This is a genomic window from Bradyrhizobium sp. RDI18 (assembly GCF_043203335.1).
GTDB lineage: Bacteria > Pseudomonadota > Alphaproteobacteria > Rhizobiales > Xanthobacteraceae > Bradyrhizobium > Bradyrhizobium retamae.
The window spans coordinates 3,859,590-3,877,550 of the sequence record NZ_JBICRN010000008.1 but is presented as its reverse complement, the minus strand read 5'-3'; the positions used below and the strand labels follow the sequence as shown (position 1 = coordinate 3,877,550).

Sequence of the window (17,961 nt, the reverse complement as noted above, 5' to 3'; positions counted from 1 at the left end):
GGATACACGTCCCATGCGGCTGCTTTCATTTCTGAACAATGGCAGGGAGACCTGGGGAGCGATCGTCGCCGATGGCGTGGTCGACCTCGGCAGCAAGCTGCCCCACGCCACGCTGCAGGACTTCATCGCAAGCCCCGATTTCGAGAAGCGCGATCGTCTCGTGGCCGGCCACAAGCCCGACCTGAAGCTCGCCGACGTCAAATACCTTCCGGTGATCCCGCGTCCCGAAAAAGATCGTCTGTGCCGTGCGCAACTATCTCGACCATCATCAAGAGGCGGTGGCCCACGGCATGAAGCGTGAGATCACGGCGTTTCCGCCGATCTTCCTGCGGGTGTGGCGTTCTCAGGTCGGGCACGACGCGCCGGTGATCCGGCCGAAAGTGTCGACGCATCTCGATTGGGAGGGCGAGCTCGCCGTCATCATCGGCAAGCCCGGCCGCTATATCTCGGAGGCCGACGCCATGGCCCATGTCGCCGGCTATTCGATCTACAACGACGTCAGCGTCCGCGACTATCAGATGCATGCGCAACAGATCGCGGCCGGCAAGAATTTTGTCGGCACCGGGCCGTTCGGGCCGTGGATGGTGACGACGGACGAATTGCCCGATCCGACCAAGCTGAAGCTCGAGACCCGCATCAACGGCAAGACGGTACAGAAGTCCGACACCTCGTTCCTGATCTTCTCGATTCCGCGGCTGATCAACTACGCCTCCGAAATCTTCGATCTGATGCCGGGCGACGTCATCGCCACTGGTACCCCGGCTGGTGTCGGTTTTACGCGCAAGCCGCCGATGTTCCTGGTGCCCGGCGACGTCGTCGAGGTCGAGGTGGAGAAGATCGGCGTGCTGCGTAACCCCGTGATCGATGAGGCCGCGCGGTGATGGCCCAAAGGACAGTCTACGACATCAGGAAGACGCAAGTCTCGATCGAAGAAGTCTGGCACGAGCGCGGGCCGCGCCGGACACAGCCGCTATTGATCGGCACCGCGCTTGCCGTGATCAACAATCCCCATGCCGGCCGCTACGAGCCGGACCTGATGCCGTTTCAGGCCGGCTTGCGCGATCTCGGCCGGCAACTGGCGCGGACGTTGTGCGAGCGGCTGGGCGGCAAGGACGTTGTCGAAGCCTATGGCAAGGGTGCGATCGTCGGCGGCGACGGCGAGCTCGAGCACGGCGCGGTCTGGCACGAGGCGGGTGGCGCTGCGATCCGCGAAGTGATCGCGCAGGCCAAGGCGATCGTGCCCGCCGCCAAGACCGTCGGCGCGATTGGCGCGCGGCTGATGGTCCCGCTCGGCCATATCGAGGCGGCTTACGTCCGCAGCCATTTCGGCACCGCCGAGATGACGATCTGGGACGCGCCGCGGCGCGACGAGATCGTGTTTGGACTGGTGATGGCGACCGGCGGCCGGACGCACGCGCGCATCGGTGGGCTCTCGGTGGATCAGATTTCGGTGCACGACGGGCAGCGGTGAGCGCAGCGTTTTCTCGCCCAAACCGATGCCTTCAACCGATAAAACCGGACAGCCAGAATTGCTGAGATTGCCTACTGACCGGACATGTTGCGGATCGCCAAAATCGACGCGAATGACCCAAACCAGACGTTGGCCCGCGCGAAATCAGAGCCGAATGAAGGCCGCAACCGCCAGCGACAACGTGACCCATGTTGAGTTGGCGGGTTGTGCGGCCCGGTTAATGCACGCTTAGTTTCATTAGACTTACGGAAGCGGGTCCATCCGTTGTAGCTTGCCAGAATGAGGGCCGTATGAGTCTGTGGTACTTCTTGAGCGACTGGTTCGCGGGTGTCCCAACTCATGGAGCGCTGTTCAAGCCAAGCATGATTAACGGCGCATGGGCAATCGCCCTAACCTTCGTTATGATGTTTTTTCAGCTTCCCGGTGAATACGCGGCCTTCGTTATCTGCGGTGTTTTTGTTGTGAACGGCATGATGTTCTTTGTTTTTCAACGCCAGCGCGAGCAAACGCGCGATTGAGAGTATTGCACCCCATCGCGGACATCGAGGTTGCGGGCCTTCAAGTCCACTACTGGCACCAAGCCGACCTGACGTTGATCCTGAGCGACGTCCGCTGTCGAAGCAAAGCGGCAATCGACAATTTGCCCTTAGGTCGGCCCGCGCATCCAATCAATTACCTTAGGCCAGATTTTTCGATGCGCCTGCCTGCCCACAAGTGGTCCCACGTGCTGAAGCGCCACTCCGATTTCTCGCTCATACGAAAATATCGAAGGGTTCTTCAACGCTCCTAAAACGGACAAGGATGGGACCACTCGGCTTGCATGATCGACAATTGCCGCGACAGGTATTTTGGCCAGCGAGTCGGATCGGGCATCCCGCCCAAGCAAATGAAGCTCGTTGCGCGCGAGATCGGTCTTCACGGTAGAGCAGCTGGATTACATCTCGGATCAGTTGGCCGCTGGGCGCGAACTCGTCCAGACTCCAACGAATGACGGCAACATGGATTGCCAGCGCTTCCGGATCCAGCAAGCTGGTGCAGCTATCGCTATAACGCCCGATAACGAATTCTTCCGGTGCCGCGACAACGCTCGCCAGATCGAGCAGACTTCCCGGAACAGCACCGAGCGGCGCTGTTGGCGAAGACAGCACAATCGGCCCTAGCGCTCCGGTCTGTTCGCCGAATTTTAGGGGAGCTTCAACAAGCACGAGTTTGCTGACCAGGTGCGGCTCAATAGCCGAGGTGATCGCGGCAAGGGTCCCACCAAGAGAGTGCCCAACGAGGATGGATGGGCCGCGATGCTCGGTCGCGATCATTTCAGCTGCAAGGCTGAGTGAGCGTATGCTGGATTCAAGGTCCGACTTGCCATCCTGTTCCTCTGGCCATTCGTACAGGTAGACGGCAGATCCCGCCTGGATGAGACGCCGCACCACGCTCACGTCCGGCAAGAGGTCGAATATGTAGGCCCGCTTGATCGGGGCGGGTACAATCAAGGCTGACGAAGGGTTCGCCGCCGACTGTGCGTAGCGGCGCAGTCGGAAATCGGGATGCGCAACGCGGTCCCATGCCGTTTCATGCGGCCCGTAGCCCGCACTTTCCAGCATTTCGCCAACTGCCCTTCTAAAGGCGTCGCTAACCGAAAAAATCGGAAACATCGTCTCGCGCCCCGGGATGCACTTCAAATTCGAGAACCCACCAGCGTTCCGTCCCGTTGACAGGCCGCCCTAGCATCCATATACCATCCAGACAGATGGCACAAGGATGGAGCCAGGCCATGACGAGCAACGTCCGCGAACTCCGGCCAAAGCCCCCGGAAAGCGAAAAAATCACGATCAATCTCGGCTATGTCGATCTTGGTCAGGTCGACCTGATGGTTCAGGAAGGTTTCTACTCGAACCGTACCGATTTCATTCGAACGGCAATCCGCAACCAGCTGGAACGTCACGCGGACGTCGTCAAACAGTCAACGACCCGAAAAAGTCTGGATCTGGGTCTGAGGCACTTCAGCCGAGCGGATCTCGAAGCGGCGCAGCGAGTGGGGGAAATGCTGCACATCAACGTTTTGGGCCTTGCCAGCATCGCTCAAGATGTCACGCCCGAGCTTGCTCGCGCCGCGATTGCATCGGTCTGCGTGCTGGGCGCTTTGCAGGCCAGTCCGGCGGTCAAGGCCGCCCTCGCCGATAGAACGCGGTGAACGCGATGCTCAGACAGGACATGGTTGGAGAAGCCACACGCCTCACGCGCGCTGGCCGACTCGTCGAGGCCACGGCGCTGCTGCAACGGATGCTGCGCGGCGAAAGCGCGCCAGAGCCAACATCGCGCACCGGTCAGCCCGCACTTATTGGACAAGAGCCGTCAATCATTGACGCGAAGGCCAATGCTATTGAGGAGAACGATAGCCCAGACTTGGCGCGGCCTCCATCCGCTGAACCTCGCATGCTCCGCGAGTTTCTCGATCGCACAAGGCAGCGCCCTGGGTTCAACTTGCGAGCTGTGATTGAGCGCAAGCCGCTTTCCCCGTTAGATATCGTGCCTGACGGAACAAGGTTCATCGAAGGAACCTACAGCAATCCGGCGGGAAGCCGTGCCTACAAGCTTTTCATCCCCAGCCGCTATCAGGACCAATCGCTTCCTTTGATCGTGATGCTACACGGCTGCACTCAATTCCCAGACGATTTCGCCGCTGGTACGAGGATGAACTTCATCGCTGAAGAACAATCTTGCTTTGTGGTCTATCCGGCCCAGCGCAGCGAGGCAAACCAGGCGAAATGCTGGAACTGGTTTCGCCCAGCCGACCAGCAGCGGGGCAAAGGTGAACCCTCGCTTATCGCGGGCATCACTCGCCAAGTCATGCACGACTTTTCGATCGATCCAAATCGTGTCTATGTTGGTGGACTATCGGCCGGAGCTGCCGCTGCTGCGATCATGGGAAATACCTATAAGGATCTGTACGCAGCGATCGGCGTACATTCAGGCCTTGCCTGCGGGGCCGCTATTGATCTTCCATCTGCGTTGGTCGCCATGCGACAAGGTGGCGGAGCCAGTCATAGGGTTACTTTATGTGACAGGCCACCCGTCCCAACCATTGTTTTTCACGGCGATTGCGACACTACCGTGCATCCCAACAACAGCGATCAAATTCTTGCACAGTCTGCGAAAGCGATGAACCTGCAAAAGAAGGTTGTTCGTGGCCAGGTACCTGGAGGGCATGCCTATACCCGCACGATCCTTAGCGACGCGAATGGGCGCGGAATATTGGAGCATTGGGATATCCACGGAGCTGGTCACGCATGGTCCGGAGGCAACCCTGTCGGCTCCTACACTGATCCGAAAGGACCGGACGCAGCAAGGGAAATGCTGCGTTTTTTCCTCGAGCATTCGCTCCCACAGCAATCAGGTTAGGGTCAGCCCGCTCGCGGCACTTTCGGAAATGACGGGTCGAGCCAACAATGTCAGCTCATTGAGGCAAAGCGGACATACTCAGAGCAGACAGTGTTACAGGACTTAGCGGTGTGGTTGGACTTGTTAGCTGGACCTCGGTGGCCGAGTACTCAGGGCTGCCTCTTCCGTGTTTTATTGGAAGGAGAAGCGGCTAGATGATCTCCACGCCAGGATCGTTGCCTGGTACGACAAAATCCGGGTTTGCAGGTGACGGTGAAATACCGCGTTCAACGACGCCAGTGGCTACCAGCCACTCGTTTGCATTGCCGCTAGCAAAAATTACAAGCGCATCCTGGTTGGGAAGCGCCTGCAGTCGAATTATGAGCTCTTTGACGGTCATCGCGATTTCTCCTGACGACAGGTCCTTGCTGGCCAGTCGTAAGAAATCGTCGCCTCGATCTCGATCTTATCGAGAAGAGACCGTCGTCCACCAAATCAAATGTTAACGTGTAAAGCCCGCCTTGTCCGTGACGTAAGCCGGATCATCTCGTCCGTCCAAACCTGGTGCCCCGTTCCGCCTCTTGCGCAAGCTTCAGCCAATCCTCCGCAAGGCGCACCCAAGCCTCCTTATCCAGAGGGCTCATGGCCTTCTCCGCCAGCTCACGGCATTCCTCAGCTTCCTTACGGAACCTCTCCGCGTCGGTTTGGGACGAGGGTGTCATCTGCAGTCTTGCCCCCTTCATCCCCATGGGTATGGAGTTGTCTGTGGGAACAGCACCGAGCTATCCCGCGAAACGCGTCTCGCGATCGGCCGTTCCAAAGAAGATAATCGGCACTTATATTATTGCTGCGGATCGCCTAATGCGCTCTGCGCTAAATTCGACCGTTCCGCGCCGCGCGTGTGATCACGGAAAGCGTCATAATCTTCTTCTTGCCTGGCCTCGGCTTCCGGTAGCGCTCGCGCCGCTTCGGTGTCCATGGCTCTGAGCCAGAGTAGCCGGGCCGGTTTGTGCTCCGGCTCGATGTCGACTGGGCCGGCATTTGCCGCAGCCTGCGCTCGACCCATAGCGAATGTGCGAGAGCGCTAGGTCTGCTTCCGGGCACTTTCCGGACCCGGCGATGTCTGACTTGAGTCCGGACTGCGCGCCTAAGCGGACGTCCACTGACCAGTCTGAATTTATGGGTTATTCACGCCCTTTAATCAGAATCGGGCTAGAATTTCCGCACCAGATCCGGCGTGATCTCGCTGATCGAGCGGATGCCCAATAGCGCGAGGTCGCGGTCGATCTCGGCTTTCAGAAGCCGGATCGCGCGCTGCACGCCGGCTTGGCCGCCGGCGATCGCGGCATAGAGGAAGGGGCGGCCGACCCAGACGAAATGGGCGCCGAGCGCGAGCGCCTTGATCACGTCGGTGCCGCGGCGGATGCCGCCATCGACCATGATCGTCATGCCCTTGGCTTCAGCCGCGATCTCCGGCAGCGTGCGCAGGCCGGAGATCGTGTAATCGAGCTGGCGGCCGCCATGGTTGGAGAGCATCACGCCGTCGACGCCGCTCTCGCGCGCGATTCTAGCATCGGCCGGCGAGACCAGGCCCTTGATGACGAGCTTGCCCTTCCACTTCTTGCGGATCAATTCGACATGCTTCCAGGCGAGCTGGTCGCGGGCGCCGATGTTGCGCATCAGGTTTTTCGCCAGCACCGGCGGGCCGCGCTGCGCGTCCATGTTCTCGAAATGCGGCATGCCGTGGTTCATCACGGTGCGCGCCCAAGTGCCGAACAGCCAGTGCGGATGCGTGACCGTGTCCCAGAACACGCGCGGCGTGATCGCAAGTGGCACCTGAAAACCATTGCGGATGTTGTTCTCGCGGTTCGGCGGCACCGGCACGTCGGCGGTGACGACGAAGGTGTCGTAGCCGGCCGCCGCCACGCGATCGACCAGCGGCTCGATCCGCTCGGGCAAGCCGGCGAGATAGGCCTGATACCACGCGGCCTGATTGGCGGCGCGGACATCCTCCAGCGTGATCAGCGAGGAGGCGCTCAAGATCATCGGAACGTTCTCGCACCTGGCGGCCTGCGTCAGCACGATGTCGCCGCGGTAGGCGCATAGCGCCGAAGAGCCCATCGGCGGAATGCCGAACGGCGCCGCGTAGGCCTTGCCGAACAGCGTCGTGGTCTGGTCGCGGCCGGAGACGTCGTTCAGCACGCGCGGCACGAAACCGTATTCGTCGAAGGCTTTGCGGTTGTCGCGCAGCGCGGCATCGGTCTCGGCGCCACCGGAAATATAGCCGTAGAGAAATTTTGGAATGCGCCGCCGCGCCACGGGTTCGAAATCGTCGAGCGAAAGATATTTTTGCAAAGCCCGCGGCACTGCGCTCCCGGTGCGGGTCACGGTCGGAGGCGGCGCAGTCAAGCTTGCGGATTTGTCGAGCACGTCGGGGCGTTCCATTTTTTGGTTGTTATGCGAACGGCAGCTTAGCGGCGAGGAGGCGGCCCGCCAAATTTCTGGCCGGCCTTGTTGACGGATTCGCTGACGTCGCCGAGCATTTTTCGCGTCTCGGCGATCACCCGCCCGGACTTCTTGTCGAAACTTTCGATCAGCTCGCGCAGCGAAATCACGGTAGGCAGCAGTTCGCCGCCATATTTGTCGCTGGCGAGGCTGCCGAGGAAATCCCTGGTCTTGTCCATTGCGCCGTCGACTGCGCCGATGCCGGATTCGGCGGTCGCGATGATGGACGTGATCTTTGCGCCATTATGTGAAAGCGAGGCGGTGAACGTCTCGAAATTCCGCAAGGTATCCTTGATCGCCACTTCGTTGTCGGCAACCACGCGGTCGACGTTGCGCAGCGCCACGCGGATTTTTTCCTGGGTGTTGAGCGTTCCTTCCGGATCGGCGGTGAGCTCCGGAATGCCGTCCGCGCCCTTGGACGGCGGCGGCGCCTCATCGGAGCCGCCGGTGAACGAGATCGCGGCGATTCCCGTCAGTCCCTGAAATTCGAGGCCGACCTGGGTGTCGCTCTTCACCGGTGTATTGCCGTCGATCATGGTGAGCGCGACCACGCGGCGCGGATGGTCGAGCTTCAGCGACACCACTTCGCCGATCCGGATGCCGGCGAAATTCACGCTGCCGCCGTTGCGCAGGCCGGAGGCCGAGCCTTCGAAGATCACGCGGAACGGCACCTTCTGCTTGATCCCGGCGAGCCTCTGATAGCTGAGCCACGCACCGAGCGACCCGGCGATCAGGGCCAGGGTCAGGGTGCCGATCATCAGATTGCTGGCGCGGACTTTCATCGAAATGCCTAAACGAAGCGGGCCAAACAGATAACGGTTTTATGACGCCAAGTCACCGCCGCGAACCACCCGGAACTGCGACGTGTGCCCATAAATCGGCTGTACCGATACAGGGTTGCGATTCCGCCTTTCCCTCGGGAGCAGACATTGGCACAGCCTGCCGGCATGTCGGGCTTGGGGCCAGAAGACGACGTTACCGGAAGAGCCGGTTTCCCACGCCAGATCAGGCCGATTTGTCAGCCGCTTTCGAATGGTTCACGGGCGACGAACGCCGGCCTAATCAGGTCTGGCGCTGCGGCCGATAGTGCGACCGATGTCGGCAACCACCCCGTAGAGGCGCTGCCGCGAGAGCCAATGAAGGTCGTCCATGCGTTGCACGATTCCTACCACAACCGGCACGTGGTGGCGTCGCGCAAGCTGCTCAAGTGAAAAAACGGACCACCAGGCGCGAAAAGCGACTCGCGTCCAAGCGCGCGCGTCCCAGCCGAGCAGGAGGACATCCGGCGCATACCTGCGCACCGCACGATTCAGGTTCCACGGGTATTTAACGATGATGCCCAGGCGCACCGGTCGCGCACCCTCCCACGGAAAGGATCTTGCGACGGCGGCAAAGGCAAATACGACTGAGCGACGGGCTACGTTGCTGGCAACCAGCCTCTCGATGACTCTAGAGGCAAGTCCCGTCTCCTTCACCTCCACAAACAGGTCAAGGTCAGTTGGTGAAAGAAGCGACAGTGCCGCATCGAGGGTAAGCGCATTCTCGACATGAGGCGGCGGGTCGTGTGACACCACCAATGTGTCGGAATCCGCTGCAAGGCAGACGTCGAATTCGACGCCAGATATTCTGCCGTCACGGGCGGCACGTGCGAACGCCGCGAGCGAGTTCTCACCCGGACCCGCGGACCATCCACGGTGCGCAATAAGCTTCATGACGAGGTCCGTACAGCAAGCTGCGCGCGCCATGCAATCTCCCCGCAGAGAGAAATGTCAATCCGCGGCCCCGACGTTGACCCATGATTGGCGTCGGGCCAAGAGGCGACGTCACCGAAACAGCCGGCTTTGGGGCAAAAGCGCCGTTCGGAAAGTCGGACAGTCGCTTCCGGCCTACCCCTACAAGCCGACAATCTCAGAGCCCACCGGACTTCGCATTCGGGTCATTTGCGGGCATCCACCTGCGCTCAAGACGTGTGTCGGCCGTAGTGCACGTTCTAGGCAGTTTGAGGCTTTCGTGACGCGACAAACACCCCCGTCAGCACGAGCGCAAAGCCGATGAAGTGGAACGCCTGCGGATGCTCGCCGAGGAAGATGATCGACATGACGGTGCCGAACACCGGTACCACGTGAAAGAATGGAGCTGCGCGGTTGGCGCCGATCATCTGCACGCCGCGATTGAAGCAGAGATAGGCGATCGTCGAGGGGAACAGGGCGACGTAGGCGAGCGTCAAGAGGTTCGCCGCGTCGATCTGCATCAGCGGCCGCGCGAACAATTCCCAGATGAACAACGGAATCAGACAGGCCGCGCCGGCCCCGAAGGTGAAGGCGACGAACGACAGACCATGAATGTCGGGGCGCTTCAGCGACAGCACCGAATAGACCCCGAAGATCGCGAGCGCGACCAGGAAAATCAGGTCGCCGACATTGAAGTCGATCTTCGACAGCGTTGTGAGATCGCCGTGCAGGATGATCACCAGCACGCCGGCCATCGAGAGCAGGACGCCGGCCGCCTGCGCCAGCGTCAGCCGCACGCCGAGCAGCACGAGCGACCACACCGCGACCACCAGCGGTCCCGCCGACTGCAACAACAGCGTGTTCAGCGCCTGGGTGTGCTCGAGCGCCCAGTATTGCAGCGTGTTGAAGGCGCCGATGCCGGTGATCGAGAGCACGACCATGATGCCGAGCCGGCCGCGGATCGCAGCCCAGTCCTTGACGAGATGCTTCCAGGCAAACGGCAGGATGATCAGGAACGCGAACGACCAGCGCAGGAACGACAGTGTCACCGGCGGAATGTGGCCGGCGGCCAGCCGCCCGACGATGGCGTTGCCGGCCCAGCACAGCGCGGTGATGCTGAGCAGCAGATAAGGCTGATTGGCGAGCCAGTTCCCGGATCGTGCGGGTGAAGTCTGTTCGGTAGCCGACATTCGAAGGACCGGTTCATGGTGCTGCGGCCCGCCCGGCGATCGACGCCGGGCCGGAATGTGGCCCGGCCCCGGTCACAGACACCGATTTGCGCCGCCCATCAATGGTGCAGATGCATCGCGACCATGCAGCGCGTCTTGCTGGCTGTTCGGGGTTGCCAGCGGGCAGGCAAATATGCAATCAAAGGACGATTGATTCATGTGACCCAACCTTGGTTTGTTTTTCGGGGGCGCATGCAGTGAGTTATTCCGGGCTGCTTCCAGTATTAAGCGTTCGTTCGATCGTTGGGACCGCGGTTTGCAGGCTATTCCGCTCTCAAGCGTTTCGTCTGTCCGTGACATCGAATTTTTGCAGATTGCAGATGATGGGTCATTCCTTGAACAAGCCGATGTCGGCCGAAGAAGCCGAAGCCGAAACACGTCACCAGTTTGCCGTTCGCGCCAATTCCATTCTGGCGTTCATCGAATGCGATGAAGAGCAGCGCCCGAAACTGCGCCAGGCCATCATCGAGGCGATGCTGTGGGCGCAGACGCAGCCCAAACTCACCAAATAGGGCCCCCGCCGCGGCGAAGGCCGCTCACGCCACGAGCGCGCGCGCGATTGCGCCCGCAGCCTTCACGGCGTCGTTGGGATCGAGTTCGACCTGCAGGCCGCGCTGGCCGCCATTGAGGAATACGCTGGTATGGCCGAGCGCGGCTTCTTCGATCGCGACCGGCACGCGCTTCTTCTGTCCGAACGGCGAGATGCCGCCGACATGATAACCGGTCAGCCGTTCGGCATCCGCCGGCCGCATCATCTTCGCCGCCTTGGCGCCGAACGCGGTCGCGAGCTTTTTCATGCTGACCTCGCAGTCCGACGGCACCACGGCGCAGACCGGCTTGCCGTCGACCTCGGCCATCAGTGTCTTCAGCACGCGCGCGGGCAGCACGCCGAGCGCTTTCGCCGCCTGCAGCCCGATGCTCGCTGCATCGGGGTCGTAGTCGTAAGCGTGCAGGGCGAATTTCACGCCGAGTTTTTCCAGTGCTAGCGTCGCACGGGTGGTTTTGGACATGGCCATTCCATCATTGCCGAACATTAATGCCTTTCTCGCCCGTGCCAGGCCGGGAGGCCCAGGATTTTACGGGGATATCAATGGGTTGGAGCCCTTCTAAGGCCCCCTTAAAGCCGCCTTCTTGCTTGCCTAGATCGGCCGCTTCCTTTATCCGGTGGGGCGCCCTGCACGCGAGCGGCCCCGGCCGTGATTTTTGGCTGGGTGAGCTTAGAGCATGGTCCGGAAACACAAGTACCGGTTCGCCGGTGAAATCATGCTGGAACCAAGAGATTTGCAGGGAACACCTTAAAAATGGCCAATGTTGTCGTCGTCGGCGCCCAGTGGGGCGACGAGGGGAAGGGCAAGATCGTCGACTGGTTGTCGGAGCAGGCCGATATCGTCGTGCGCTTCCAGGGCGGCCATAATGCCGGTCACACGCTCGTCATCAATGGCGAGACCTACAAGCTCGCGCTGCTGCCGTCCGGCGTGCTGCGGCCGTCGAAGCTTGCCGTGATCGGCAATGGCGTGGTGTTCGATCCGCAAGCCTTCCTCGACGAGGTGGTGCGGCTGAGGGGCCAGGGCGTCGCCGTCGGTCCGGAAAACCTGCGCATTGCCGAGAACGTCACGTTGATCCTGCCGCTGCACCGCGAGCTCGATGCGCTCCGCGAATCCGCCAACACGGCCACCGCGATCGGTACCACGCGCCGCGGCATCGGCCCGGCCTATGAGGACAAGGTCGGCCGCCGCGCGATTCGCCTGATGGACTTGGCCGACCTCGACACGCTGCCGCACAAGATCGACCGGCTGCTGGCGCATCACAACGCGCTGCGCCGCGGGCTCAATCTCGAGGAGATCGACGGCAACGGCATTCTGAAAGAGCTTACTGCGCTGGCGCCCAAGCTGTTGCCCTATGCGGAGACGGTGTGGCGGCTGCTGGATCTCAAGCGTCGCGAGGGCAAGCGCATCCTGTTTGAAGGCGCGCAGGGTGCGCTGCTCGATGTCGATCACGGCACCTATCCCTACGTCACCTCGTCCAACACGGTGGCGGCGCAAGCGGCGACCGGCACCGGCATGGGCGCGAGTGCGGTCGGCTACGTGCTCGGCATCTGCAAGGCCTATACGACCCGCGTCGGCCAGGGCCCGTTCCCGACCGAGCAGGACAACGAGATCGGCCGCAAGATCGGCGAGCGGGGCCGCGAGTTCGGCACCAATACCGGCCGCCCGCGCCGCTGCGGCTGGTTCGACGCCGCCCTGGTGCGGCAGACAGTCCGCACTTGCGGCATCACGGGTCTGGCGCTTACAAAGCTCGATATTCTCGACGGCTTCGACACCATCGAGGTCTGCACCGGCTATATGCTGGACGGCAAGGAAATCGACCATCTGCCGGCGGGCGAGGGCGCCCAGGCCCGGGTGGTGCCGGTCTACGAAACCATCGAGGGCTGGAAAGAGCCGACCGCCAATGCCCGCTCCTGGGCGGATCTGCCGGCCCAGGCCATTAAATATGTCCGCCGGGTAGAGGAACTCGTGGGTTGTCCGATCGCATTGCTTTCCACCAGCCCCGAACGCGAGGATACTATCCTGGTGCAGAACCCGTTTGAGGCTTAACGGGATGTTACCGCCGGGGCTGCAGTATTGAAGAGAAATGGCTGATTATTACCCGCTGATCGCACGCGCTATCGCCGGCCTGGACCCCAATGCTCCAGGTGAGAGCCGCCGTGCGCTCTATGAGCGGGCGCGCACCGCGCTGATTGCGCAGTTGCGCAGCGTTCAGCCGCCGCTTTCCGAATCCGAAATCACCCGCGAGCGGCTGTCGCTGGAAGAGGCCGTGCGCAAGGTCGAATCGGAAGCCGCCCAGCGCGCCCGCGAGGCTTCGCGGCCCGGCGGTGGCGCGGCTGCGCGCGGCGGCGATGCCTTCCGCCGCGCCAATGCCCGCCCACCGGAAGCGGCTGCCGCGCCGCCGGGTACGCCGCGCCCGCGTCCGCCTTCTCAAGGCCCCTCGCGCGATGGCCGTCCACCGCTTGGCGAGGAGCCACGCCCGCCGCGCAATCTGCGCGCCGATGCGCCACCGCCCGGCGCGCCGCGCCCGCAGCCGCCGCAGATTCCGACGCAGGATGCTGGCCTGCCGCCACCGCCGCCTCGCGAGCGCGGCCCCCGTCGCGGCCCGGACAATGGTGGTCCGCCGACGCCACCACAGCCGCCCGGCATGCGCGGCTTCCGCGACATCGCAGCCGACGCCGACGATCTTGGCCGTGCCGCGGCGCAAGCCAACCGCAACGCGCGGAAGACCTATGCCAACGTGCCGTCGCCCTCGCCGGAATTCGACCGGCTTGAGCCGAGCATGGAAGACCGCGGCGCCGATCCCGAGGTGCCGTATTCGTATGACGAATCGCAGGCGGAAGCCGACCGCTACGCGCCGCCGCCGCTGCGCGACCGTCCGCGGCTGTCGCAGGACCGCGACCGCGAGCCGCCGAAGAAGCGCGCAGGCGCGGCATTTCCGTTCAAGAGCGCCATTGCGGTCGGCATCGTGCTCATTCTGGTCGGCGCCGGCATCCTCTGGGGCAAGTCGGTCGTGACAGCCGTGAGCGGCCTGTTCAAATCCTCATCTGTGGTGGAAGCGCCGAAGGATCCGGCCGCGCCGCAGTCGCGCCCGAAGATTCCGACCGCGTTGGCCAGCCGTCGTCGAGCGAGAACGTGGCACCCGTGGCGCAGCGCGTCGTGCTGTATGACGAGGATCCGTCCGATCCCAAGGGCAAGCAATATGTCGGCTCGGTGATCTGGCGCACCGAACCGATCAAGGCGACCGGCAATCAGAAGCCGGACGTTGCCGTGCGCGCCGACATCGAGATTCCCGACCGCAAGTTCAAGATGACGATGTCGTTCCGCCGTAACACCGATACCTCGCTGCCGGCGAGCCACACCGCGGAATTGACCTTCATCCTGCCGCAGGATTTTTCCGGCGGCGGCGTCGGCAACGTGCCGGGCATTTTGATGAAGTCCAACGAGCAGGCGCGCGGCACGCCGCTGGCTGGTCTCGCCGTGAAAGTGACCGACGGCTTCTTCCTGGTCGGCCTCTCCAATGTCGATTCCGACCGCGCCCGCAACTTGCAGCTCCTCAAGGAGCGCTCCTGGTTCGACGTGCCGCTGGTCTACGTCAACCAGCGCCGCGCCATCATCGCGATCGAAAAGGGCTCACCGGGCGAACGCGCGTTCAACGACGCCTTCGCGCTGTGGGGGAGTAGCTGTTGCGAGCTCAAGATGCGCTCCTGAGCTCGAGGTGATCTCGCCAGGAAATCGATCGTCGCGGCGTAGCCGAAGATTCCAACGTGATACGGCCTCAGCATTGCTCCCGCTGAGGCCGTTTTGCATTCGTCGTCAACTGAAGCGACCGGTCACTGGGAGGCGGCGGCTCGTCGCCGTGCGGCGCCTTCGCGCTCCATCACGGCGCGGCAGCCCGGGCTGACATGCGCGCGGTTCCTGACCATGCAGGCGGTGATCTCGCTGGACGTTAGGGACTTCATGGCCGCATAGCCGCATGGCATCGCCGGTGCACATCTGCTGCGCCTCCGAGAAGGCGAGGCTTGGGCGTGCGGAAAGTGCGGTCGCCGCAAAGGCGATGGCGAAGAGAAGCGCGATCTTGCTTGTACGATGGATAGTCATTGAGCCGTTCCCCAAGGGTTGCGTGCAGGGTTGCGTGCGGTGCTGGCCGCTCTTCATTGGGGGCGCTGCACGCGGTTTGCGCTGCCGCACACGTCGTCCATCACCGGGAACTCACCCGGTGTGGTTGCTCGATTTCTGCCGATGTCCGAATCGAAAAAGTGCTGCGCGGCCCCAAGCGAATTATGCGCCAATGCCGCGAAGCTGCAATGGCTCGCTGCGAAGCTGCAATGGCTCACGCCAACACTTCTCAAGACTGTTGCGTGCGCGCCACGTCGAGCGAAGCGCGAAAGCGAGAACGACTCGGTTTTGCGCTGCGCTTGTTGTGTGTCCAGCCTGATGGTTCCGGAGAAGGAACAGATGCGGGTCTTCCGGACGCCGTCGTGATCGAACAGGCCGGCGAACGGCAACCACGACTTCGGTTATCCCGGTGAGGTCTGCCAGAGCCGATGCTGCTTGGGCCCCAACGCCCGGCAGATGGCCGGGCCTGCCTTCACCTGCCCAAAACTCCGTAAAAATGCGCAAAATCAGCGTTCCGCAACAACCACCCGTTAGGGAAGGCTGAGTACGATCAGCGGATATTGCTCGCACCCGCCTCATTGCTGTCGTTGAAGTGAAAAAGGCTGCCGAGACCAGCCTGTCGAATGGCACTCAAATGCGCGTTCATGCCGCTGCCGATGGATTCACGAAGATGCCGGCCATCCGTGCGGTGGACCGTAAGGTGACGCGGCGAGCTGGCACGACCCGGCCGGAGGCGGCATAGCCATGCCGGCTGCATCGCCGAATTTGCGCGCGGAATTGAATGGCGCCGAAAAGGAGGGGCCCGAGCACGATGCCCGGATTTTCGGGGAAGTGACGGACCTGTTCCTGTCCAATGTCGATCGTCTCGGTGAATCGCAGATCGCTGCCGTCGATGGCGTTCTCGCCCACCTGATCGAGCGGGTGGACGCGAAAACCGTGGTCCAGCTCAGCGAGGCCCTTTCCACCATCGACCGCGCCCCGCGCCAGACCATCCGCAAGCTTGCATTTCACGAAAACCACTTGCTGGCGGCACCGGTTCTCCGATGCTCCAACTGCCTGTCCGAAGCCGACCTCCTTGAAATCGTCAAAAGCCGCAGCCAGCAGCATTTGCTGGCAATATCGGACAGAAAGATCCTCAATGAGGCCCTGACCGACGCGCTGATGCGATTTGGCGACGTCCACGTCTCAAACGCGCTCGCGCGCAACGCCGGCGCGCGTTTCTCCGAATGCGGTTACGCGACGCTGGTGGGGCGGGCCGAGCGTGACGAAGTCCTCGCGGAAAAGCTCGGGCTTCGATTGGACATTCCCGGCAGTCTGCTTCGGGAGCTTCTGGGCAAAGTTGCCGACGTGGTCCGCGCGCGGTTCTTGACGGCGTCGCGACCTGTTGCGCGGAAGAAAACCCAAGGTTCTGCCGGGGCTGCCGGACAGGGCGACGCGGCCCGGAAGGCGATTGATTATAGCCAGGCGCAAAGCGAAGTCGTCGCGCTCAATCGCACGGGCAAGCTCAACGATCTGATCGTGAACCGGTTTGCGGTGCGGGGTGAATACACCCACGTCGTCGCAGCGCTCGCCCTGAAGGCCGACGTCAAGATCGAGGCCATCGAACCCTTGCTCGAGCCCGACCGGGTATACGGCCTGATCGTCGCGTGCAAGGCGGCGCTGCTGAGCTGGTCGACAACGACGATGATCGTCCGCAACCGTCCGAACTGTCCGCCATCCACCGACCGGGAACTCGAGCAGTGCGTGGCGATCTATGAATCGCTACTGCTGTCGGTGGCGCAGTGGACCATTCGTTTCGGCTCCGACCGGATCCTTGGGAAGAAGAGCGAGCCCGTGGCGGCTGTAGCGGCGGCCGGCCGAAGGTAGCTTACAGACGACGAGCACGTCGGGTTCGCATGTAGCTCGTCCATATCCACCAGCACCGCCTCATGCCGGAATGGCTTCATTGGCGCGGTCGCGAGCCAGTGCTGTGTAATGGCGAAGATATTCTTCCGCCATGCGCCTGGCGGTGAACCTCTTCTCGAAATGCCCGCGCACCTGGCTTCGATCGAGTTCGGCGAGCCTTCCGATCGCTTCGACCGCTTCTGTTTCATCCGCTACGACAAACCCGGTAATGCCGTTGTCGATGACTTCGGGCACCGAGCCTGACCTGAACGCGATGACGGGCGTGCCGCACGCCATGGCCTCGATCATGACGAGCCCGAACGGCTCCGGCCAATCGATGGGAAACAACAGCGCCGCAGCGCCTGCCAGAAATTGCCGCTTCGCGTCATCATTGACCTCACCCGTGAGCTGCACCTGCTCGCCATCGATCTGCGGCTCGAGCTGTTCCTTGAAGTAGCTTCTATCGCCGCGCGGGACCTTTGCGGCGATACGAAGCGGCATTTTGGCAGCGCGCGCGATCCGGATGGCGGCTTCCGGTCCTTTCTCCGCCGTCAGCCGGCCCAGGAAGGCAAGGTAGGAGCCGGCCTCGAACGAAGGTCGAAACAGGTCGGCCGGCAAGCCATGGTAAATGGTGCCGATCCAATTGGCCTCGCTCAGGTCAACGCGCTGATTGTCCGATATCGAAACGAACGGCGCGTCGGGAAAGCTGCGGACCACGTCCGGAAAGCCAGGCAAGTCCATGCGCCCGTGGCAGGTGGTTAGAAACGGAACGCCGAGCCGGCTCAGGAGTGGCAGGTGCAGCCAATCGATATGCGCGTGAATGATATCGAACTCGGTCGCATTGCGGGCTACCGCTTCCAATAACGCCGTCTGGGCAACCATCGGGTCGGTCCGCGGGCGGCCAAGGCGAAGCGCCCGAGGCCAAACCGCATGAAGCCGGGCTGACGTTGCCGAGTCCCCGCTGGCAAACAATGTCACCTCATGTCCGAGGCTCACCAGCTCATCGATCAGCCACGCCACCACGCGCTCGGTGCCGCCGTAAAGCTTGGGAGGGACGCTTTCGGCCAGAGGCGCTATCTGGGCAATCCGCATGGGCTTTC

General features: G+C 62.3%; 18 protein-coding genes and 2 pseudogenes. 9 read left to right on the top strand and 11 right to left on the bottom strand.

Annotation, left to right across the window (positions count from 1 at the left end; genetic code table 11):
• Positions 1-13 precede the first annotated feature (13 nt).
• The 3 genes and pseudogenes from ACFXS9_RS27735 to ACFXS9_RS27725 all read left to right on the top strand — a co-directional run bounded on the left by ACFXS9_RS27735 (position 14) and on the right by ACFXS9_RS27725 (position 1,989).
• A pseudogene (locus ACFXS9_RS27735) lies at positions 14-881 on the top strand (fumarylacetoacetate hydrolase family protein).
• Positions 881-1,471, top strand: coding sequence for an amino acid synthesis family protein (locus ACFXS9_RS27730; protein ID WP_392694228.1), 591 nt, complete (start codon positions 881-883; stop codon positions 1,469-1,471). The pseudogene ACFXS9_RS27735 and the gene ACFXS9_RS27730 overlap by 1 nt, the downstream one beginning before the upstream one ends.
• Before the next feature lie 290 nt (positions 1,472-1,761).
• Entirely contained in the window at positions 1,762-1,989 is a 228-nt protein-coding gene (locus ACFXS9_RS27725) for a hypothetical protein (protein ID WP_392694226.1), read from the top strand.
• A 234-nt stretch (positions 1,990-2,223) separates the two neighbouring features.
• Here ACFXS9_RS27725 and ACFXS9_RS27720 read toward each other — a convergent pair whose 3' ends face one another.
• Complete coding sequence (locus ACFXS9_RS27720; protein ID WP_392694223.1) at positions 2,224-3,123, bottom strand: alpha/beta fold hydrolase; 900 nt, start codon at positions 3,121-3,123, stop codon at positions 2,224-2,226.
• A gap of 119 nt (positions 3,124-3,242) precedes the next feature.
• On the opposite strand from ACFXS9_RS27720, the gene ACFXS9_RS27715 reads away from it, so the two are divergent.
• Together ACFXS9_RS27715 and ACFXS9_RS27710 are read left to right on the top strand one after the other, a co-directional pair.
• On the top strand, positions 3,243-3,662 hold the full coding sequence (locus ACFXS9_RS27715; RefSeq protein ID WP_392694220.1) for a CopG family transcriptional regulator: 420 nt from the start codon (positions 3,243-3,245) through the stop codon (positions 3,660-3,662).
• 5 nt (positions 3,663-3,667) lie between these two features.
• Positions 3,668-4,870, top strand: coding sequence for an alpha/beta hydrolase family esterase (locus ACFXS9_RS27710; RefSeq protein WP_392700045.1), 1,203 nt, complete (start codon positions 3,668-3,670; stop codon positions 4,868-4,870).
• A gap of 190 nt (positions 4,871-5,060) precedes the next feature.
• Here ACFXS9_RS27710 and ACFXS9_RS27705 read toward each other — a convergent pair whose 3' ends face one another.
• From ACFXS9_RS27705 to ACFXS9_RS27680, 6 genes are all read right to left on the bottom strand, one after another.
• Entirely contained in the window at positions 5,061-5,249 is a 189-nt protein-coding gene (locus tag ACFXS9_RS27705) for a hypothetical protein (protein WP_392694218.1), read from the bottom strand.
• A 441-nt stretch (positions 5,250-5,690) separates the two neighbouring features.
• Positions 5,691-5,828, bottom strand: a complete 138-nt coding sequence (locus ACFXS9_RS27700) for a hypothetical protein (protein WP_392694215.1) — start codon at positions 5,826-5,828, stop codon at positions 5,691-5,693.
• A 233-nt stretch (positions 5,829-6,061) separates the two neighbouring features.
• Positions 6,062-7,216 (bottom strand): alpha-hydroxy acid oxidase, encoded by a 1,155-nt coding sequence (locus ACFXS9_RS27695; protein ID WP_392700043.1) that lies wholly within the window; start codon positions 7,214-7,216, stop codon positions 6,062-6,064.
• Positions 7,217-7,320: 104 nt separating this feature from the next.
• Positions 7,321-8,136: an MlaD family protein gene (locus ACFXS9_RS27690; RefSeq protein ID WP_392694212.1), complete on the bottom strand. Its 816-nt coding sequence runs from the start codon at positions 8,134-8,136 to the stop codon at positions 7,321-7,323.
• 276 nt (positions 8,137-8,412) lie between these two features.
• Positions 8,413-9,066, bottom strand: a complete 654-nt coding sequence (locus ACFXS9_RS27685; protein WP_392694209.1) for a glycerophosphodiester phosphodiesterase — start codon at positions 9,064-9,066, stop codon at positions 8,413-8,415.
• Between the two features lie 278 nt (positions 9,067-9,344).
• Positions 9,345-10,274 carry a DMT family transporter gene (locus ACFXS9_RS27680; RefSeq protein ID WP_392694206.1) on the bottom strand — a complete coding sequence of 310 codons (930 nt, stop codon included), beginning with the start codon at positions 10,272-10,274 and terminating at the stop codon, positions 9,345-9,347.
• A 359-nt stretch (positions 10,275-10,633) separates the two neighbouring features.
• On the opposite strand from ACFXS9_RS27680, the gene ACFXS9_RS27675 reads away from it, so the two are divergent.
• The gene (locus ACFXS9_RS27675; protein WP_392694203.1) at positions 10,634-10,825 is read left to right on the top strand and encodes a hypothetical protein; all 192 of its coding nucleotides are present in this window, start codon (positions 10,634-10,636) and stop codon (positions 10,823-10,825) included.
• Between the two features lie 24 nt (positions 10,826-10,849).
• On the opposite strand, the gene ybaK is transcribed toward ACFXS9_RS27675, so the two are convergent.
• The gene (gene ybaK, locus ACFXS9_RS27670) at positions 10,850-11,323 is read right to left on the bottom strand and encodes a Cys-tRNA(Pro) deacylase (protein ID WP_392694201.1); all 474 of its coding nucleotides are present in this window, start codon (positions 11,321-11,323) and stop codon (positions 10,850-10,852) included.
• Between the two features lie 291 nt (positions 11,324-11,614).
• Here ybaK and ACFXS9_RS27665 point away from each other — a divergent pair, with 291 nt between their 5' ends.
• The gene (locus tag ACFXS9_RS27665; RefSeq protein ID WP_392694199.1) at positions 11,615-12,907 is read left to right on the top strand and encodes an adenylosuccinate synthase; all 1,293 of its coding nucleotides are present in this window, start codon (positions 11,615-11,617) and stop codon (positions 12,905-12,907) included.
• A 37-nt stretch (positions 12,908-12,944) separates the two neighbouring features.
• Positions 12,945-14,569 (top strand): annotated as a pseudogene (locus ACFXS9_RS27660) (hypothetical protein).
• 122 nt (positions 14,570-14,691) lie between these two features.
• On the opposite strand, the gene ACFXS9_RS27655 reads toward ACFXS9_RS27660, so the two are convergent.
• Positions 14,692-14,820, bottom strand: a complete 129-nt coding sequence (locus tag ACFXS9_RS27655) for a hypothetical protein (RefSeq protein ID WP_392694196.1) — start codon at positions 14,818-14,820, stop codon at positions 14,692-14,694.
• Positions 14,821-15,012: 192 nt separating this feature from the next.
• Complete coding sequence (locus ACFXS9_RS27650; protein WP_392694193.1) at positions 15,013-15,366, bottom strand: hypothetical protein; 354 nt, start codon at positions 15,364-15,366, stop codon at positions 15,013-15,015.
• Between the two features lie 355 nt (positions 15,367-15,721).
• Between ACFXS9_RS27650 and ACFXS9_RS27645 the strand changes: the two genes are divergently transcribed.
• Complete coding sequence (locus ACFXS9_RS27645; protein WP_392694190.1) at positions 15,722-16,843, top strand: DUF2336 domain-containing protein; 1,122 nt, start codon at positions 15,722-15,724, stop codon at positions 16,841-16,843.
• Between the two features lie 60 nt (positions 16,844-16,903).
• Here ACFXS9_RS27645 and ACFXS9_RS27640 read toward each other — a convergent pair whose 3' ends face one another.
• Positions 16,904-17,953, bottom strand: coding sequence for a glycosyltransferase family 4 protein (locus tag ACFXS9_RS27640; RefSeq protein ID WP_392694188.1), 1,050 nt, complete (start codon positions 17,951-17,953; stop codon positions 16,904-16,906).
• Positions 17,954-17,961: the final 8 nt, after the last annotated feature.

Bases quoted from the DNA above. Each gene is read 5' to 3' on its own strand.
- ACFXS9_RS27645 (WP_392694190.1), top strand. From the start codon at position 15,722: ATGCCGGCTGCATCGCCGAATTTGCGCGCGGAATTGAATGGCGCCGAA.
- ACFXS9_RS27715 (WP_392694220.1), top strand. From the start codon at position 3,243: ATGACGAGCAACGTCCGCGAACTCCGGCCAAAGCCCCCGGAAAGCGAA.
- ACFXS9_RS27730 (WP_392694228.1), top strand. From the start codon at position 881: ATGGCCCAAAGGACAGTCTACGACATCAGGAAGACGCAAGTCTCGATC.
- ACFXS9_RS27655 (WP_392694196.1), bottom strand. From the start codon at position 14,820: ATGAAGTCCCTAACGTCCAGCGAGATCACCGCCTGCATGGTCAGGAAC.
- ACFXS9_RS27710 (WP_392700045.1), top strand. From the start codon at position 3,668: ATGCTCAGACAGGACATGGTTGGAGAAGCCACACGCCTCACGCGCGCT.
- ACFXS9_RS27720 (WP_392694223.1), bottom strand. From the start codon at position 3,123: ATGTTTCCGATTTTTTCGGTTAGCGACGCCTTTAGAAGGGCAGTTGGC.
- ybaK (WP_392694201.1), bottom strand. From the start codon at position 11,323: ATGTCCAAAACCACCCGTGCGACGCTAGCACTGGAAAAACTCGGCGTG.
- ACFXS9_RS27685 (WP_392694209.1), bottom strand. From the start codon at position 9,066: ATGAAGCTTATTGCGCACCGTGGATGGTCCGCGGGTCCGGGTGAGAAC.
- ACFXS9_RS27690 (WP_392694212.1), bottom strand. From the start codon at position 8,136: ATGAAAGTCCGCGCCAGCAATCTGATGATCGGCACCCTGACCCTGGCC.
- ACFXS9_RS27725 (WP_392694226.1), top strand. From the start codon at position 1,762: ATGAGTCTGTGGTACTTCTTGAGCGACTGGTTCGCGGGTGTCCCAACT.
- ACFXS9_RS27680 (WP_392694206.1), bottom strand. From the start codon at position 10,274: ATGTCGGCTACCGAACAGACTTCACCCGCACGATCCGGGAACTGGCTC.
- ACFXS9_RS27665 (WP_392694199.1), top strand. From the start codon at position 11,615: ATGGCCAATGTTGTCGTCGTCGGCGCCCAGTGGGGCGACGAGGGGAAG.
- ACFXS9_RS27705 (WP_392694218.1), bottom strand. From the start codon at position 5,249: ATGACCGTCAAAGAGCTCATAATTCGACTGCAGGCGCTTCCCAACCAG.
- ACFXS9_RS27640 (WP_392694188.1), bottom strand. From the start codon at position 17,953: ATGCGGATTGCCCAGATAGCGCCTCTGGCCGAAAGCGTCCCTCCCAAG.
- ACFXS9_RS27675 (WP_392694203.1), top strand. From the start codon at position 10,634: ATGATGGGTCATTCCTTGAACAAGCCGATGTCGGCCGAAGAAGCCGAA.
- ACFXS9_RS27700 (WP_392694215.1), bottom strand. From the start codon at position 5,828: ATGGACACCGAAGCGGCGCGAGCGCTACCGGAAGCCGAGGCCAGGCAA.